The organism is Ruegeria sp. BHSA118, from assembly GCF_059613405.1.
In genome coordinates, this window is record NZ_JBXWSM010000013.1 from 1 (window position 1) to 17,350 (window position 17,350).

21 protein-coding genes and 1 tRNA gene are annotated in these 17,350 nt (G+C 58.0%); 8 read left to right on the forward strand and 14 right to left on the reverse strand.

All coding sequences use genetic code 11. From position 1 onward, the window contains the following. From tsf to AC2FNN_RS05825, 5 genes are all read right to left on the reverse strand, one after another. On the reverse strand, positions 1 to 483 hold a 483-nt coding region (gene tsf, locus AC2FNN_RS05805; RefSeq protein ID WP_496757229.1), incomplete at its 3' end, for a translation elongation factor Ts. A 77-nt stretch (positions 484 to 560) separates the two neighbouring features. Then, positions 561 to 1,358 carry a 30S ribosomal protein S2 gene (rpsB, locus tag AC2FNN_RS05810; protein ID WP_496757230.1) on the reverse strand — a complete coding sequence of 266 codons (798 nt, stop codon included), beginning with the start codon at positions 1,356 to 1,358 and terminating at the stop codon, positions 561 to 563. A 166-nt stretch (positions 1,359 to 1,524) separates the two neighbouring features. Then, positions 1,525 to 2,379, reverse strand: a complete 855-nt coding sequence (gene olsA / locus AC2FNN_RS05815) for a lyso-ornithine lipid O-acyltransferase (protein WP_496757231.1) — start codon at positions 2,377 to 2,379, stop codon at positions 1,525 to 1,527. After that, entirely contained in the window at positions 2,366 to 3,121 is a 756-nt protein-coding gene (olsB, locus tag AC2FNN_RS05820) for an L-ornithine N(alpha)-acyltransferase (protein ID WP_496757232.1), read from the reverse strand. The genes olsA and olsB overlap by 14 nt, the downstream gene beginning before the upstream one ends. Before the next feature lie 107 nt (positions 3,122 to 3,228). Next, on the reverse strand, positions 3,229 to 3,411 hold the full coding sequence (locus tag AC2FNN_RS05825; RefSeq protein WP_050602459.1) for a DUF3553 domain-containing protein: 183 nt from the start codon (positions 3,409 to 3,411) through the stop codon (positions 3,229 to 3,231). 43 nt (positions 3,412 to 3,454) lie between these two features. Here AC2FNN_RS05825 and AC2FNN_RS05830 point away from each other — a divergent pair, with 43 nt between their 5' ends. Continuing rightward, positions 3,455 to 4,051, forward strand: coding sequence for a histidine phosphotransferase family protein (locus AC2FNN_RS05830; protein WP_496757234.1), 597 nt, complete (start codon positions 3,455 to 3,457; stop codon positions 4,049 to 4,051). Here AC2FNN_RS05830 and AC2FNN_RS05835 read toward each other — a convergent pair. The 9 genes from AC2FNN_RS05835 to AC2FNN_RS05875 form a co-directional block, all read right to left on the reverse strand. Next, positions 4,048 to 5,310, reverse strand: a complete 1,263-nt coding sequence (locus tag AC2FNN_RS05835) for a glutamate-5-semialdehyde dehydrogenase (protein WP_496757236.1) — start codon at positions 5,308 to 5,310, stop codon at positions 4,048 to 4,050. The two genes, AC2FNN_RS05830 and AC2FNN_RS05835, sit on opposite strands and share 4 nt — an antisense overlap. A gap of 33 nt (positions 5,311 to 5,343) precedes the next feature. After that, on the reverse strand, positions 5,344 to 6,450 hold the full coding sequence (proB, locus tag AC2FNN_RS05840) for a glutamate 5-kinase (protein WP_496757237.1): 1,107 nt from the start codon (positions 6,448 to 6,450) through the stop codon (positions 5,344 to 5,346). After that, positions 6,438 to 7,472: a GTPase ObgE gene (gene obgE / locus AC2FNN_RS05845; RefSeq protein ID WP_496757238.1), complete on the reverse strand. Its 1,035-nt coding sequence runs from the start codon at positions 7,470 to 7,472 to the stop codon at positions 6,438 to 6,440. The genes proB and obgE overlap by 13 nt, the downstream gene beginning before the upstream one ends. 38 nt (positions 7,473 to 7,510) lie before the next feature. After that, the gene (locus AC2FNN_RS05850) at positions 7,511 to 8,047 is read right to left on the reverse strand and encodes a GNAT family N-acetyltransferase (protein WP_152457964.1); all 537 of its coding nucleotides are present in this window, start codon (positions 8,045 to 8,047) and stop codon (positions 7,511 to 7,513) included. After that, a complete protein-coding gene (locus tag AC2FNN_RS05855) occupies positions 8,044 to 8,652 on the reverse strand; it encodes a LysE family translocator (RefSeq protein ID WP_496757240.1) in 609 nt (202 codons plus the stop codon). The genes AC2FNN_RS05850 and AC2FNN_RS05855 overlap by 4 nt, the downstream gene beginning before the upstream one ends. A gap of 96 nt (positions 8,653 to 8,748) precedes the next feature. Then, a complete protein-coding gene (gene rpmA, locus AC2FNN_RS05860; protein ID WP_050602452.1) occupies positions 8,749 to 9,018 on the reverse strand; it encodes a 50S ribosomal protein L27 in 270 nt (89 codons plus the stop codon). Positions 9,019 to 9,029: 11 nt separating this feature from the next. Then, entirely contained in the window at positions 9,030 to 9,644 is a 615-nt protein-coding gene (locus tag AC2FNN_RS05865) for a 50S ribosomal protein L21 (protein WP_496757241.1), read from the reverse strand. A gap of 219 nt (positions 9,645 to 9,863) precedes the next feature. Then, entirely contained in the window at positions 9,864 to 10,664 is an 801-nt protein-coding gene (locus AC2FNN_RS05870) for a DUF2059 domain-containing protein (RefSeq protein ID WP_496757242.1), read from the reverse strand. Beyond that, positions 10,664 to 11,506 (reverse strand): DUF2059 domain-containing protein, encoded by an 843-nt coding sequence (locus tag AC2FNN_RS05875; protein WP_496757244.1) that lies wholly within the window; start codon positions 11,504 to 11,506, stop codon positions 10,664 to 10,666. The genes AC2FNN_RS05870 and AC2FNN_RS05875 overlap by 1 nt, the downstream gene beginning before the upstream one ends. A gap of 123 nt (positions 11,507 to 11,629) precedes the next feature. On the opposite strand from AC2FNN_RS05875, the gene AC2FNN_RS05880 reads away from it, so the two are divergent. From AC2FNN_RS05880 to AC2FNN_RS05910, 7 genes are all read left to right on the forward strand, one after another. Further along, positions 11,630 to 11,719, forward strand: a tRNA-Ser gene (locus tag AC2FNN_RS05880). A gap of 261 nt (positions 11,720 to 11,980) precedes the next feature. Then, the gene (locus tag AC2FNN_RS05885; protein WP_496757245.1) at positions 11,981 to 12,538 is read left to right on the forward strand and encodes a hypothetical protein; all 558 of its coding nucleotides are present in this window, start codon (positions 11,981 to 11,983) and stop codon (positions 12,536 to 12,538) included. 201 nt (positions 12,539 to 12,739) lie between these two features. Then, the gene (locus AC2FNN_RS05890) at positions 12,740 to 13,768 is read left to right on the forward strand and encodes a zinc-binding dehydrogenase (protein ID WP_496757247.1); all 1,029 of its coding nucleotides are present in this window, start codon (positions 12,740 to 12,742) and stop codon (positions 13,766 to 13,768) included. Positions 13,769 to 13,841: 73 nt separating this feature from the next. Then, positions 13,842 to 14,717, forward strand: coding sequence for a branched-chain amino acid ABC transporter permease (locus AC2FNN_RS05895; protein ID WP_171168199.1), 876 nt, complete (start codon positions 13,842 to 13,844; stop codon positions 14,715 to 14,717). A 3-nt stretch (positions 14,718 to 14,720) separates the two neighbouring features. After that, complete coding sequence (locus tag AC2FNN_RS05900) at positions 14,721 to 15,818, forward strand: branched-chain amino acid ABC transporter permease (RefSeq protein ID WP_496757248.1); 1,098 nt, start codon at positions 14,721 to 14,723, stop codon at positions 15,816 to 15,818. Further along, positions 15,815 to 16,579: an ABC transporter ATP-binding protein gene (locus tag AC2FNN_RS05905; protein ID WP_496757250.1), complete on the forward strand. Its 765-nt coding sequence runs from the start codon at positions 15,815 to 15,817 to the stop codon at positions 16,577 to 16,579. Before AC2FNN_RS05900 ends, AC2FNN_RS05905 begins: the two co-directional genes overlap by 4 nt. Further along, entirely contained in the window at positions 16,576 to 17,349 is a 774-nt protein-coding gene (locus tag AC2FNN_RS05910) for an ABC transporter ATP-binding protein (RefSeq protein ID WP_496757251.1), read from the forward strand. The genes AC2FNN_RS05905 and AC2FNN_RS05910 overlap by 4 nt, the downstream gene beginning before the upstream one ends. The last annotated feature ends 1 nt before the right edge of the window (position 17,350 follow it).

The window sequence follows — 17,350 nt, forward strand, 5'->3', positions numbered from 1 at the left end:
GATTTTGCCCATGCCATTGGTGGCTGCGTTGTGGACGTAGGACACAACTGTGTCGCCCGACAGTTTGGCCATGCGGCGTACCGACATGTTCTCGCCAATGGTGGCGATCTTGTCGGTCAGGGTGTCGGCAACCGACTTGCCGCCCAGATCAGCTGCCAGCAGCGCGTCAACATCTGCAACTCCTTCTGCGGCAAATGCGATCTTGCCAACCATTTCCTGGAACTCAGCGTTTTTCGCGACAAAGTCGGTTTCCGAGTTCACTTCAACAGCAACACCGTTGCCGCCATCGACGTGAACTGCAACCAGACCTTCTGCTGCGGTACGGCCCGATTTCTTGGCCGCCTTGGCCAGACCTTTGGTGCGCAGCCAGTCAACGGCTTCGTCCATGTTGCCGCCGGTTTCAGTCAGCGCTTTTTTCGCGTCCATCATGCCTGCGCCGGTCGAGTCGCGCAGTTCTTTAACCATTGCTGCTGTGATTGCCATCTCTTGGCTCTCCTCAATTCAAATGGAATTGGGGCAGGTCATACCCTGCCCCATATGTCATTTACGTGACGGGCAGCCTACGCTTCGGCAGGTGTTTCTGCTGCAGCTTCCGCCGGTGCTTCTTCTGCAACGACTTCTTCAACCGGTGCTTCTTCGAATGCGCCCAGGTCAACGCCTGCTGCACCCATCTGAGCGGTCATGCCGTCCAGAGCGGCACGTGCGGCCAGATCACAGTACAGCGCGATGGCGCGGGCTGCGTCGTCGTTGCCGGGGATGATATAGTCAACGCCGTCGGGCGAGCAGTTGGTGTCAACCACAGCCACAACCGGGATACCCAGCTTGTTGGCTTCGGCGATGGCCAGTGCTTCTTTCTTGACGTCGATGACGAACAGCAGGTCAGGAACGCCGCCCATCTCGCGGATACCGCCCAGCGACGCCTGCAGCTTGGCCTGGTCACGCTCCATGCCCAGACGCTCTTTCTTGGTCAGGCCTTCGGCGCCCGATTCCATCGCTTCGTCGATCTGGTTCAGACGGTTGATCGACTGGGAAACGGTTTTCCAGTTGGTCAGGGTGCCGCCCAGCCAGCGGTGGTTCATGTAGTACTGAGCCGACTTTTCAGCGGCTTCTGCGATCGGGCCAGCGGCCTGACGCTTGGTACCAACGAACAGAACGCGGCCACCTTTTGCCACGGTGTCACGAACGGCCTGCAGCGCCTGATCCAGCATCGGAACGGTCTGGGTCAGGTCCATGATGTGGATGCCATTGCGCGAGCCGTAGATGAACGGGCCCATGCGGGGATTCCAACGCTGTGTCTGGTGACCAAAGTGAACGCCAGCTTCCAGCAGCTGACGCATGGAGAACTCGGGAAGAGCCATGCTATGTTTTCCTTTTCCGGTTTACGCCTCGGCGGGGGTGAAAGAAGCAACTGCTCCAACCGGCGGGCCAGATAGGGATGTCTCCCCTACAGGGCCCAAACCCCGCCTGCGGGTTTGAATGGCGCGCGTATACGGCAGGTTTGAAGGCAGCGCAAGGGTCAAAGCCTTATTTTTCAAGCCGCGCTAATGCATGCGCGTGGCGCACTGCCGCTTCGCAATGGGCCGCCAGTTCTTTGCGGTTGGCGAAATCCCTGACCCGGGCGGGAGCGTGATAGATCAGTTCAACAGCCCCCTGCCTGCGCGCGCCCAAGGTCTTGAGCAGATGCGGCGCGAAATCCATATCGCCCCACCAGCCATAGAACCGGTCAGGCTGACCTTTCGGCGCGTGAAACACCACCGAGACCGGTTGAACATACATGAAATCCCGCAATTCATCCGCGAAGAAAGCAGCAAAGAGCGTTGTTTTGAATGGCAAAACGCGCAATCCGTCGGTCGAGGTTCCCTCGGGGAAAAACAACAGCTTATGTCCGGCCTTCAGACGTTCTTCGAATATCGCCGTCTGCTCGCGCGCCTTTTTGCGATCCCGCTCGATGAATACGGTCCCGGTGGCCCGTGCCAACCATCCGATACCCGGCCAGTTCGCAACTTCTGCCTTGGACACGAAGTAGACCCTTTTGCGGGCGTTCAAGGCAAATATATCCAGCCAGGACGTGTGGTTGGCGACAACGGCACCGTGTTCCTTCATCAATGCCCCCGAGTAGCGAAATCCGATTCCCAGGATTCGGAACGCGTTTCGGCACACGAACTGGCTGATGAACGGTGTAACGGGGCGACGAACGCCACAAAGCGGCAACTCGATCAGTCGAATGGCCAACAGAACAAGCAGCCCACCGAACACAAGGATGGCCAAGGGCAGGCCTCTCAGGATCACCAGAATCCAGCCGACAAAACCCAGTTCGATCGGATCTGGCGCATCCTCACTGTTCCAAAGCGGATCTTTCACCGGATCAAGCTCCGCCATAGATGCGCTTCTGGCGCTCGTTCATACGGGTCGTATCCAGGATCAGGCACACATCGGTGGTATTGAAGGAATGATCGATAAACGCCCCCTCACCCACAAATCCGCCAAGCCTCAGATAGGCTTTGATCAGGGCCGGAACCTGCACCATGGCGCGGCGGCGATCCAATGCGCCCGGTGCGACAAGATCCATGGTCTGAAACACGTTTGGCTGGGCGCGCACACGCAGGTCTGGCGGCGCCAGATGATTGTGATGCAGCATGGACAGCGGCTGGGCCAGTTCCTGAACATCCGTGCCGTGAAAGCTGGCGACGCCGAACAGGACTTCGATCTGACGCTGGGCCACATAGCGAGAGAGACCATTCCAGAGATGATACATGGCCGTACCGCCCCGGTAGTCCCTGTGCAGGCACGACCGGCCCAGTTCCAGCAACTTGCGGCCACTTTGCTTGAGAACGCTCAGATCGTATTCGTCTTCGGAATAAAACTGTCCCAATTCAGCGGCGCGATCCCCCGGTAACAGCCTGTAAACACCGACAACTTCTCCGGTCGTATCATCAATGGCCAGCATGTGATCGAAATAGGGATCAAACCGGTCCCGTTCCAGCCCGGCCACATGATCGATCAGCGCCCCTCCGCCGCCGAGTTCGCGCACAAATACGTCATAACGCAATCGCTGCGCGGCGCGCAGTTCGTCCTGGGTTTCCGCCAGTTTAATCGTGAACGAGGGGCCAGCGTCCGGCATGTCAGACTATCGATCCTGTATTATCAACGCGGCTGATACCTCAGTTCTTCGGGGGAAGGCAACAAGTGGAGATATGGTCTTTTCCGTTAACTCTTCTTAAACCAGTTTCACGGATCAAAGACCGGCATCAGGGCGATGCGTGTTCCGTCGATTACCACTTTCCCCTGCTCGCGAAAGTTTACGGTGATCTTGCCTGCGATGTTGGACTGAACCTGTCCGACGCCCCATTCGGGGAAATCCGGGTGGCGAACAAACATGCCCGGTGCAAGAATAGCATTCATGTCTGTCATTTGGGGCTTCCGGTTCCTGCGGCAGATACCGCAGGAGGTACGCATGGGCAACACGAACGTCAACCTGGCTGAATTGATTGGCTCACGGATCTGCCATGATCTGATCAGCCCGATCGGGGCGATCACCAACGGGCTGGAGCTGTTGGACATGGTTGGCGCTGTCCAGGGCCCCGAGATGGAGTTGATCACGGGCAGCGTTGGCAGTGCAGGTTCGCGTATCCGGTTTTTTCGGGTTGCCTTCGGATCAGCAGGAGAACATCCGCTGGGCCGTGCCGAAGTGACCGAACTGCTCAAGGACATCGAACACACCGGACGGGTGCGGGTTATCTGGAATCTGAAGGAGCCCGTGCCCCGAAATCAGGTCAAACTGGCCTTTTTGGCAATCATGTGTTTCGAAAGCGCCATGCCACTGGGCGGCACAGTCGAAATCACGACCCAAGATGGAAAATGGTCGGTCACCGGGACAGCGGACAAGCTGAACGTGGACACTGAACTGTGGAAACATGTTGCAACCGGCCGGTTTCCCAACAAGATTACACCCGCGCAGGTCCAGTTCGCTCTGCTGCCTGAAACGGCAAATGCGATGGGTCGGCGCGTTTCCGTGGAAACCGCCGCGACCCGCATTGTGCTGTGTTTTTAATCCCGAATCGTTCCGTTCCCGCGCACAAGATATTTGAAACTGGTCAACTGGGCGGCCCCCACCGGGCCGCGGGCATGCATTTTGCCCGTGGCGATACCAATCTCAGCGCCCATCCCGAATTCGCCACCATCGGCGAACTGAGTCGACGCGTTGTGCATCAGGATCGCGCTATCCAAGCGCTCAAAGAACCGGGCCGCGGCCGTGTCATCCTCGGTCATGATACAATCGGTATGGTTCGACCCGTAATGCTGGATATGCGCGATGGCGGCGTCGATATCAGCGACGGGCTTGGCCGCGATCACGCTGTCCAGAAACTCTTTTCCCCAATCCTCCGCCGCCGCAGAAATTGTACCCTCGACCGCAAGAGCGCCTTCGGCATGAACCTCGACCCCGGCTTTCAGCAGCGCGGCGATCACGTCACGCCCCAGCGTTTCGGCGATGTCCTGATGGATCAGCAGGCATTCGGCAGCGCCGCAGATCCCGGTACGGCGCGTCTTGGCGTTCAACACCACGTCCAGCGTTTTCTGCGGATCAGCGGCCTTGTCGACATAGATGTGCACGATGCCTTCAAGATGAGCAAAAACAGGCACACGGGCCTCACGCTGGACCAGCCCGACCAACCCCTTGCCGCCGCGCGGAACGATGACGTCGACATAGTCGGTCATGGTCAGCAATTCCTGCACCGCCGCGCGGTCACGTGTCGGCACCAGTTGAATCGCATCTTCCGGCAGATCGGCAGCCTTCAGCCCCTCGACCAGGCAGGCATGAATCGCGGTCGAAGAATGAAAGCTCTCGGAGCCGCCGCGCAGGATGACGGCATTTCCGGATTTCAGACACAGCGCGCCTGCGTCGGCCGTGACATTGGGGCGGCTTTCATAGATCACGCCGATCACACCCAGCGGGGTGCGTACGCGTTGGATTTTCAATCCGGTCGGGCGGTCCCATTCGGCCAGCACTTCGCCCACCGGATCGGTCTGATCAGCCACTGCGCGCAGACCATCGACCATGCCCTGAACACGCGCCTCATCCAGCATCAGCCGATCCATCATCGCCGGGCTCAGGCCCTTCTCGCGGCCGAACTCCAGGTCCTTCCGGTTGGCTTCGATGATCTGCGCCCGATTGGCCCAAACCGCGTCGGCTGCTGCAATCAGGGAGGCATGTTTGCGTTCTGGGCTTGCAAAAGCCAGATCGCGCGATGCCGCTTTGGCACGTTTCCCAAGATCAGCCATCAGAGCGGGAATGCTGTCGAAATCTTTCATGTCGCGTGCCTTTCAGGTCATCTTTTTCAGTATTTACAGGGCCAGATCATCCCGGTGAATCAAGGCCGCACGGCCGGGATATCCAAGTGTCGCCTCGATCTCGGACGACCTGCGCCCTTTGATCGCGTCAGCCTCTTGCGCGGTGTAACGGCTGATCCCCTGCGCCAGCCGGCGGGCTTTGGGATCAAGGATCGCAACGGGGTCGCCGCGCCCGAAATCGCCGGTCACTTCGACAATACCCGCGGGCAACAGACTTTTGCCATTTGCCAGCGCGTTGGCAGCCCCTTCATCAATGGTAATTTCGCCACGCGGTTTCATGGCTGAAATCCAACGTTTGCGCGCAGCGTGCGGATCCAGCGTTGCGGTAAACCACGTACAGCTTGCGCCATTTTCCAGCGTTTTCAGAGGGTTCAGAACCGATCCTTCCGTGATCGCCATCGCACACCCGCCCGCGGTGGCCATCTTGGCGGCCAGCAGCTTTGTCTTCATTCCGCCCTTTGACAAGCCAGAGCCCGCATCGCCCGCCATGGCTTCGATCTCGGGCGTGATCTTGTCGATCGTTTCGAAACGCGTGGCCGAGGCGTCCTCGTTGGGGTTGCCCGAATAGAAACCATCGACATCCGACAGCAGGATCAACTGATCCGCCCCCACGGTCACCGCGATTTGCGCGGCCAGACGATCATTGTCGCCATACCGAATCTCATCCGTTGCCACGGTATCGTTTTCGTTGACGATCGGCACGACCCCCAAACCCAGCAGAGTTTCCAGGGTCGCGCGTGAATTCAGATAGCGGCGGCGATCTTCGCTGTCCTCCAATGTCACCAGGACCTGAGCTGTGGTGATCCCATGAGGTGTCAACGCTTCTTCATATGCGCGCGCCAGACGAATTTGCCCGACGGCAGCGGCAGCTTGCGACTTTTCCAAAGGCAATGTCGCCATGGACAGCCCCAAAACGCCGCGGCCCAGTGCAATCGATCCGGACGAGACCAGGATTACATCTGTCCCCTGCTCCTTGAGCCATACGACATCCTGCGCCAACGAAAACAACCATTCATTTCGCAACAAGCCGGTTTTGCGATCAACCAGTAAAGCTGACCCAATTTTGACAACCAATCGGCGCGCTGAAGTCAGGGTTGCCAAGGCTGCGCCTCCTCAGCGGGTTTCTGACGAACACGATTGTCATCGATCTGGCCGCGCAACGCACGCAAAACCTCGGTTACACCTTGATGAGCAACACCGGACATCATCATCACCTGGCCGCCAACGGCCTCTTCAAGCTCGGCCTTGGCCAGATCACGTTCGTCGTCATCCAGCGCATCGACCTTGTTCAGGACGGTGATCCGGGGTTTCTGTGCCAGCTCGCCGCCATAGGCCTCAAGCTCGTGGATAATCGTGCGGTAATCATCGGCAACCGTTTCCGACGTACCATCGACAAGATGCAACAGTACAGCGCAGCGCTCAACATGACCAAGAAAGCGGTCTCCGATCCCGCGTCCTTCATGTGCGCCTTCGATCAGGCCGGGGATGTCGGCCACGACGAATTCCACGTTGTCGACCCCCACGACACCCAGATTTGGGTGCAGCGTGGTAAACGGATAATCCGCGATCTTGGGCCGCGCGTTTGACGTGGCTGCAAGAAAAGTCGATTTGCCTGCATTTGGCATGCCCAGCAGGCCAACATCGGCGATCAGTTTCAGACGCAGCCAAATCGTGCGGTCAATGCCCGCCTGCCCCGGATTTGCACGCCGCGGGGCCTGGTTGGTGGCGGATTTGAAGTGCAGATTGCCGAAACCGCCATTGCCACCTTTCGCCAGCAGAACGCGCTGTCCCACCTCGGTCAGATCGCAAATGACGGTTTCTACATCCTCATCCAGGATCTCGGTGCCGACGGGCACGCGCAGGACAATGTCATCGCCATCCTTGCCGGTGCGTTGCTGCCCCCTGCCCGGCTGGCCGTTCTTGGCAAAAAAATGTTGCTGATAACGGAAGTCGATCAGGGTGTTCAGCCCGTCCACAACTTCGGCCCATACAGAACCGCCTTTACCGCCGTCCCCGCCATCAGGGCCGCCGTATTCAATGTATTTTTCGCGTCGGAAGCTGACGCAGCCGCTACCGCCGGCCCCGGACCGGATGTAGACCTTTGCAAGATCGAGAAATTTCATGGTTTGTCCCCTACTGCAAAGGCCCCATCGGCCACAAGTCAGAGTTTTTTACTGTATGTCCAGGTGGGCACATTCGCATCACGCGCCACCGAATAGCTTTCTGCATCGCCAAGATACTGGAACCCGCAATGAGTCAGGACCCGGGCCGAGGCCGGATTGTCCTGAAACACGCTGGCAAACATCGTCGCGTTTTTCAGCGGGTTGGCATTTACCAGTGCTTCCACAGCCATCGACGCGATGCCGGTGTTCCAATAGATCGGCGCCACCCAATAGCCCACTTCGGACTGGTTCCGATCCAGCCGCTTCAGCGTGATCAGACCAATCAGCTCCGGACCGCCGTCCTTGGTGGCATCCATGACCCAGACGTCTTCGTCCCGGTCCTCGGCCATCGAGCGCGTCACAAAGGCCTCGGTCGAGCCGGGGGCCAAAGGATGTGCAATACTCGTCGTCATGCGTGCCACACGCTCATCGCCGGCATAGTGCTCGATCAGCCCCATATCCGACCGCCGCAGAGGGCGCAGATCGAACCGCTCGGTTTCGATGACCGGCTGATTTATTATTGTTTCAAGTTTCATGGGTGTGTTCCTCCTCCGAACAACACGAAAAGTACGGACGCAACCGTAAGGCCTGCCAACGTCCACATCAGATATTTTTCAACGGGTCGTCCTTCAACCGCATGGGCAATTCTATCGCCCGCAAAAGTCCAGATCGGATGAAGGATCACCTGGCAAAACAACAAACACAGAGCAATCGTAACCGTCGCTTCGAAACTGGGGGTGCCCGCAGCCACAAACCCGGTGAACCCGGCAATGATCATGGCCCAGGCCTTGGGGTTGAGCGGATGAACAATCAGCCCAGCCAGAAAGCCGGGGGCGTTCCCGTCAGCCTGTTGTCGCGACAAACGCGTGTTGGCAATCTTCCACGCCAGCCAAAAAATATAGGCTGCTGACGCGTACTTAAGTACCGTAAACACCTCAGGCGCCTGATCCGCGAGATGCAGCAACCCAAAACCGACCGGCCAAATGATCAGCTGCTTCCCAAGGATAACACCCCCGACAAAAGGCAACGCGGCGCGAAAGCCAAAACGCGCACCAGTACCCAGCAGGACCATGTTGGCCGGTCCCGGCGTGCCGACCTGGCTGGCGGCAAAGATCAGGAAACTGGTGGTTGCAACTGTCATCGGTTTGTTTGATCACGACTGCGTTAAAACGAAAAAAGGGACCGGCACTTTGTGCCGGTCCCCCATGAATTTTTCTTAAACCTTCTGGGTTTCGGCTTACTCTGCGGCCTCCGCCACTGGCAGGACCGAAATAAAGGTGCGGTTTTTGAGTCCCTTGTGGAACTTAACGGCGCCATCGACAGTTGCAAAGATCGTGTGGTCTTTGCCAATGCCTACGCCTTCGCCCGGCCAGAATTTGGTGCCGCGCTGACGTACGATGATGTTGCCTGCGATGGCGGCTTGGCCACCATAGAGTTTCACGCCAAGGCGACGACCCGCTGAGTCGCGACCGTTACGGGAGGAACCGCCAGCTTTTTTATGTGCCATTCTCTCTCTCCTTAGCCTTTGGCCAGATCTTTGGCCTGCTCAACCCATTCGGGTTTCACTTTGATGGTGTCGATAGCAGCAATCTGCTCGTCCGACAAGGCGGCCAGAGCGGCAAAGCTCTCGATACCGGCCTCAACCAGCTTTTTGGCAGCGGCAGGACCGACACCGTTCAGCTTGGTCAGATCGTCAGCGGCAGCAGCAGCGGCGGGCGCCTCTGCTTTGGCTTCTGCTTTCTTGGCAGGCTTTGCAGCAGGTGCCGCTTCGCCAGCCGGAGCAGACCCGGTTGCAGCTTTGATGCCCGACTTGTCAGCGCCCGACGACAGGATGTCGGTGATTTTGACCAGCGTCAGCTTCTGACGGTGGCCGACGGTACGCTTCGAGCTGTGCTTACGACGGCGCTTGACGAATTTGATGACCTTGTCACCTTTGATCTGTTCGATCACTTCGGCCTGTACGCCTGCGCCTTCAACGAAAGGTGCACCAACAACCGGAGCGTCGCCGCCCAGCATCAGAACATCGTTGAATTGAACTTTTTCACCTGCGTCGGCAGCCAGTTTTTCAACGCGGAGGATATCACCCGCCTGAACCTTGTACTGCTTGCCGCCAGTCTTGAGGACCGCAAACATGCGTCTTTCCTTTTCCAAACCGCGTTCTGTGGTCCCCTTCCGGGAGTTTCCGGCCCCAAGACACTTGAAAGCCACCTCGAACAGCGCGCCCTTTTCGGGCTGTGTGAATGACCATCAGGACATCCCAAGGGTCAAATAATAACGATACCCGGCACGGAAAACCGGCCGGGATGCGCGCTTATCCCTAGATCGCCGGGAAAAGTCAACACCAAAGCGCCGTCAGAGATCAGACGCCCTGAGTGTCTGCGCAACCGCCCGCCCCAACCGGAAAGAGATATCGTTGAACATGCGGTCAAAACCGTCGAACAGCGCCTCATTCAGGGCGCGCCCGGTTTCGGTTCTGGAAAACGCAATATTCTCGCGCATCTGGGCCTCGTCCAAGGGCCGATAGGCCATCAGAAGAAAAGAATAAAGCCACGCCTCGGTTTCTGCTGCGCGGCTTTCTTTCTGTGACAGAAGTTCGGCCAGCAATTCCTGATCGTCACCTTGCGCGTCGACATCAAGACCCTGAAAGAAGTTGTAGTCGGAACTCAGCGCCCCATGCACGTTCTTTTCGACAAGGTCATTTGCCTGGATGTACTCATCGACCAACTCGAAACGTGTCGAGTCGCGTTCAACGGACTCGTAGGATTCACGGGCCATATCCTCGATGGCCTGATCCGACATCGCCTGCCGGGCCGAGTTTTCCAGCGACACGATCGTCTGACCAAGATCGCTTTCGAAAAAAAGGATCGCCTGATCAAGCTGAGGTACGGACAGACCTGCCTCAAAAGCATCCGTCAGGAATTTCTGCATCCAGACCGGGTCGTAAATATCTTTGACCTGCGCTTCAAAATACGCGCCGCCGGTATTGTCCAACAGCGTTTCGTCAAGTTCCTCGCGGTGCCCCTGCCCTTCGTCTACGAGAATTTCCATCACATGCGAAAGGTGCATGGCCTGCGCCAGGCGGTCGACCCTTTGATCGGCCAGCAATTGTGCGCCCCACAGAACAAACGCAATCGCCAGGAAAACGCGGTGCATCAGATATCCTGTGCGGGATGCAGTTCGGCCATTCGGGCCGCAAGAACTTCGAACCGCATGGCCATGATTTCGTATTGGATCGCGTTCAGCAATTCATACACCTCCTGCATGAGGGGCATTTCCAGCGCCTCGACATACGAGTCGACATCCGCATCGGAAAAGTCCTGATAGGTATAAGCTGCCCCCGCAAGACTGGACAGTTGCAGCGATTGGCGCATGCCAGCTTCGTTCCGCTTCATCAGCGCCCGCAATTCATCCGCATCCAGTTGCAGTTCGATGACACCTGATGCGCTAGCTGCCAGAAGAAAACGCACCTGAATTTCTTGCAAGGCCCGCACTGCGGTACCGGTCGAATCGATCGCCTTGTTCATACGCTTGAAACTTTCGACCCGTTGCGATCCGTCCTTGATCAGGTCTGCGACGATTTTTTGACCTTCCAATTGCTTGGCCTCATCGTCCTCAAGCATATGCGATGCGTTTTCGGCCTCGACCAGGCGCTGACCCAGATCCGATGCATAGAAGTCAACCGCGTGTGTCAGGGCCTCATCACTCAGAGTTTGTTCGAGGATGGAAACCGCAGTCTCGTGCATGGCGCCGACTTCAAAGACTTCGTCCGCCAGGCGTGCCCAGTCCGATCCGAATCCATCTGGATCGATCCCCAGCATCTGAGGGGCAGACCTCGAGCTTAGCGCGATACTTTCAAGGGCAACGTCAAATCCGGTTGTGGTCAGAAAGGCTTCTATCCGGTCGCGGCTGGCGGCGGAAAGTTCCAACGGGATCAGAACAAGCGCAAAAAGCGGGGCCAGAAACCAAAAGGCAGAGCGGCGTACAAACTGTATCATGGATATCAGACTAGGAGTTTTGCGCTGGCAGGCAACGGAAAATCCCGGGTTTCTTCAATTCCCGAATTTTCTGCTTGCACCCCTGCCCGTTCCTCACTAAATCCCCCCCTCACAGACCCCCGCGGAGAGGTGCCGGAGTGGTCGAACGGGGCGGTCTCGAAAACCGTTGTGGGTGCAAGCCCACCCAGGGTTCGAATCCCTGTCTCTCCGCCACTTTCCCAATGCTGGCCCAACGCTGCCTTTTTGGCACACAAGAAGCGCCCGAAAATTTGTTGCGCTTGCGGTCCTTTCCCGGCGGATCGCTGCCAAAACACGGCGCGTCATCTTTGCGCAGGCGTGTTCTTGCCGCGTTTCCAGGGGCAATGAGCATAGCCCGGCTTATACTCTATTCTGCTGTGAATTATTGGGAATTCCCCTTTGTACCTGAGCTATTTTTAGCGCATCCCGGCGACACAATTTCCAAAGGAGACACACATGTCGCGTACTCTTATTTTTGCCATCGTCATCGCCGCAATTGGCGCTGGTGGATATTATTACCTGAATCAACCCGAACCCACGCCCGCTGAGCGTTTGGAAACTGCGGCAGAAGAAGCCGCTGAAGCGGTGACAGACGCGGCTTCATCTGTACAAGAAGCTGCCTCTGACGCTGTCGATGCCGCGACCGAACAAGCCTCCGAAGCGGCTTCGTCGCTGACGGACCAAGCGACAGAAGCGGCCTCGTCGGTTGCGGATCAGGCAAGCGAAGCGGCGTCATCGGTGGCGGATCAGGCCTCTGATGCTGCTCAGGAGGCCAGCGATCAGGTGGCCGCGCTGGCCGGTCAGGGGCAGGAGTTGCTGAACTCATGGATTCAGGAAGGTAAGCTGGACCCGACCAGCTTCGACTATGATGGCATTATGACATCCCTTCAGGAAAGCACTCTGGCCACCGATCTGAAAGATCAGGCTATCAAGATTGTGAATGATATCAAGGACTCACCTGAAACGATTGTTCAGAAAATTCAGGAACTGACCAACCTGCTGACCCAACAGTAAAGTGTTAAAGGCCGGTCCACGGGTCGGCCTTTGCCCCAGGGCGCATCTGCGGTGCCCCCACGTTACGGTGTCGTTGAATTGACCTCCTGCACGGCTTTTGATTGGCTGTGCCTGACAAAAAGCCCGCGCCCTGCCCGACTGGTCTGAAGGCTTTTCGGACAAGGCACGTGCTTTGATTCAGCCAAATTCGAGGATCAACCGATGACCGACCTGCCCCAGACAATGTTCGCCGCAATCCTTAAGCATGACGGGTATTCCGGTACGGCCACCGGACCGGCCGTTGAAAACGCCGCCGACTGGTTGGAAGAAGCCGAAGTTCCCACTCCTGAACCCGGCCCGGGTCAGGTGCTGATCCGGCTGCGCGCGGCTTCGGTCAATCCGTCGGATCTGCATTTCATCAAGGGTGAATACGGGCAGCCAAGGGTCAAGGGAACCCCCGCCGGCTTTGAAGGATGCGGAGACGTCGTGGCCGCCGGCAAGGGCGCCGAGGCCCTGCAAGGGCAACGCGTCGCGTTCGTCGCCGCCGGATCGGGGGCCTGGGCGGAATATGTCGTCACACAGATGCAGATGTGCATCCCTCTGCGCCCTGATATCTCGGACGATGACGGGGCCGCCCAGATCGTCAATCCAATGACGGCGATGGCCATGGTGGATATGGCCAAGGCCGACGGCGATTCCTTTGTCGTATCAGCCGCGACCAGCCAGTTGGGCAAGCTGATGTGCAGCCTTGGTCGGGATCTGGGTTTGAAGCCGATCGCTTTGGTACGCCGGGCCGAGACGGTAGAGATGTTGAAAGACCTTGGCGCGGCCGAAGTGCTTGTGACAACCGACGACGACATTGTCGCAAAGTTTGCGGATCTGAGCGCGAAGCTGAAACCGCGCGTTTTTCTGGATGCCGTGACGGACCAATTGTCCGAACAATTGTTCTGCGCCATGCCCAACCGGGCGCGCTGGATCAGTTATGGCAAGCTGTCTACCGAGGCACCGACGCTGACTCAGACAGGGCAGTTGATTTTCATGGGAAAGCGGATCGAAGGGTTCTGGCTGACAAGCTGGATGATGTCGACCCCGCCCGCCGATCAGATGCGAGTTGTGGCCGAGGTTCAGGCCCGGTTTGCCGACGGGCGCTGGAAAACGGATGTTTCTGAACACCTTACACTCAGAAATCTTGTGCCAAACCTGGCTGATGCGCTGAAAAAGAGTGACGGCAAGGTGATAATAACGCCATAGTAGAACAAACCCGCGTCACCGGAGGATGCGCGGGCGGAACGCGACACCGGCAAACCGGTCGAGGGAGGACAGTTTGGATAACGCGCAGCTGCTGATCAGCGGACTGGCAAACGGGTGTGTCTATGGCTTGATCGCGCTTGGCTTTGTTCTGATCTACAAGGCGACCGAAGCGGTAAATTTCGCGCAGGGCGATTTCATGATGCTGGGGGCCTTTGTCACCATCGGCCTGACCAACACCGAATATATGGGCCTGCCGTTCTGGCTGGCCCTGCCGATCTCGCTGGGGATCATGGGGGCATTGGGATATCTTCTGGATCGCCTGATCATCCGCCGCCTGTTTGGCGAAAGTCAGACCGCCGTTGTTATCCTGACCATCGCCCTGGGCTTCGTGATCCGTTTCGTGGCCGGATTGATCTGGGGGCACGAACCGCAAACGCTGCAAAACCCGCTGGCGGGGAAAGAGCTGCGCTTTGGCGGCCTTGTGCTGGGGCTGGAGGATGTCGCCGTGATCGTCGTCACCATCCTGCTGACATGGGGCCTTTACGTCTTTTTCAACCGCTCCAAACTCGGTCTGGCGATGCAGGGGGCGTCGCAAAACCAGCTGGCGGCGTATTACATGGGCGTGCCTGTCAAGCGGGTTCAGGGGTTCATCTGGGCGCTGGCCGGGATCGTGGCGGGGATTGCAGGCATTCTGTTCGCCGCCAAAGGCGCGGTGGATCCGACAACGGGATTGCTGGGCATCAAGGCATTTGCCGCCGCCGTCATCGGCGGGTTCGGAAGCCTGCCCGGGGCGCTGGCCGGCGGTCTTGTCGTCGGGGTGATCGAACCTTTTGCCAGCCGCTATATCGCCGCGGGTTACAGCCAGATCGCGCCATACGCCCTGCTGCTGGCCGTGCTGATCTTTCGCCCCAACGGGTTGTTTAGTCAGGTTCGGGTCAAAAAGGTCTGAGCCATGCGGATCATCTTCAAAACCGACTACATGCAGGATATCCGCCCTTGGAAAGACCGTTACCAGCTTATCCTGTATCTGATCCTTCTGACGGTGGTTTTCGCAGCCCCCTGGTGGCTGGATGAGTTCTATCTGGGCGAGCTGACCAACGTCCTGATCTGGGCCATTGCCGGATTGGGTCTGATGGTCCTGACCGGGCATACAGGGCAAGTCAGTCTGGGCCACGCGGCCTTTCTGGCTTTTGGCTGCTATGCCAACGTTGCCCTGATCGAAGCCGGGGTGCCCTTTCTGCTCGCCTTTCCGCTGGCTGGCATCCTGACGGGGATCGCGGGCGTGACCGTTGCGATCCCTGCCCTGCGCCTGCATGGCATCTATCTGGCCATCTTCACCATGGCGCTTTCGATCCTGATGGACGACATCATCGTTTTGTCCGAACCCATCACCGGCGGCGTTGCGGGCAAATATGTCGGCGGGGTCGAAATCTTTGGCCATCTGGTAGACCGCTGGGGAACGCCCGATCAGTTTTTCTGGCTGGTCCTGACCGTCGCCGTTCTGGTCACACTGGGATATATCAACCTGCTGCGCGCGCCTTTGGGGCGCAGCTTCATCGCGGTGCGCGACTCTGAGGTTTCGGCCCAGGCGATGGGTATCGATATCGCGCGGACAAAGATGACCTCTTTCGCGTTGTCCTGCGCGGTGACGGGCTGGGCCGGGGCGCTGATGGGGTTGTTCGCCGGAGCGTTCAACAACGAAACCTTCAGTGTTCTGATCTCGATCCAACTGCTTATGATGATCGTCATCGGCGGGCTGGGGTCGATCCACGGGGCCTTTCTGGGCGCGATCGTGATCGGGTTCCTGCCGCAGTTTCTGTCGATCTCAAAAGAATATGCCGGCGCCCTGTTCGGCGGCAATACAGTCGCCATTCCGGGGTTGGAATTCGGCATCTTCGGCATGATCCTGATCGCTTTCATCCTGTTCGAACCCATGGGCATCTATGGCCGCTGGCTGAAAATCCGCACCTGGTTCGAGCTGTTCCCCTTTTATCGAAAAGACATGTTCAAACGGCAGAAATCCTATCTCAAGACGGAGCGTCTGAGATGAGCTTGCTGGAGTTCGAAAATGTCACCCTCAAGTTCGGCGGCCTGACGGCGGTGGATGACCTGTCATTCGACGTTCGGGAAGGTGAAGTCTTTGCCATCGTTGGCCCAAACGGTGCGGGCAAGTCCACTGTTTTCAACCTGATTTCCCGATTCTACGATCCTATTGAAGGCGCGATCCGGTATGACGGTCATGATCTGCTTCGGGTCAAACCGTCCGGTGTCGCCGCCTATGGTGTGGCACGGACATTTCAAAACATCGAGCTGTTCGAACACGCAACCGTTCTGCAAAACCTGCTGGTCGGACGCCACCGCCACCGCAGAACAAACCTGATATCCGAGATTCTGTTCACCCCATTTGCAAAGCAACAGGAACTGGAGAACCGCGAGAAGGTCGAACGCATCATCGACTTTCTCGACCTGCAAGCTTATCGCGACAAGATGATATCGGGGCTGCCCTACGGCGTGCGCAAAGTGGTCGAGGTCGCCCGCGCGCTGGCCACCGACCCCAAGCTGCTGCTGCTGGATGAGCCGGCCTCGGGGTTGTCCGTGGAAGAAACAACAGACATGCGTTGGTGGATTGATGATATCCGTCGGCAGATGGGCATCACCGTTTTGATGGTAGAACATGACATGGGCCTGGTCTCGGGCGTGTCAGACCGGGTTCTGGCCATGGCAGACGGCGCAAAACTGGCGCTTGGGACCCCGGCCGAAGTTCAATCGCACCCGGCAGTGATCGAAGCCTATCTTGGGAAAGCTTCATGAACGCGCCAATCCTGAAAATCCGAAATGTCGAAAGCTTTTATGGCCCGATCATGGCCATTCGCGGTGTTTCGCTGGACGTTCACGAAGGCACGATCGTTTCGATCCTTGGCGCAAACGGTGCCGGCAAGACGACGTTGATGAAAACCGTTTCGGGGGTGATGGACCCGGAAAAAGGCACGATCACCTTTGATGGAGACGACATTCAGGGGGCCGAGCCGCATACCGTCGTCCAGCGCGGAATCGTGCATGTACCCGAAGGGCGCGAGGTGTTTCCTCTGCTCACCGTCGATGAAAACCTGAGCCTGGGCGCGTATACCCGAACGGACAAAGCGCAGATCGACCACGATCGCGAGCTTGTTTTCAGTTACTTTCCCGTTCTGAAAGATCGTCGCACGCAAGAGGCCGGCACCCTTTCGGGCGGGCAGCAACAGATGCTGGCAATCGGACGGGGGCTGATGGCCCGTCCCCGCATCATGCTGCTGGATGAGCCGTCGCTGGGTCTGTCACCGCTTTTGGTGCAGGAAATATTCGCCATTCTGAAACGTCTGAACGAAGAACAGCATATGACGATGCTGCTGGTCGAACAGAACGCCAATGCGGCGTTGCAGCTGGCGCATCATGGATACGTGATGGAGGTAGGCCGCATCGTCATGGACGGTGCTGCGGATACGTTGCTGAAATCCGAAGACATCCAGAACTTCTATCTTGGCGTGCGGGAAGAAGGCGCGCGCGAAAGCCGCCGTTGGAAACGCAAGAAGACGTGGAGGTAAG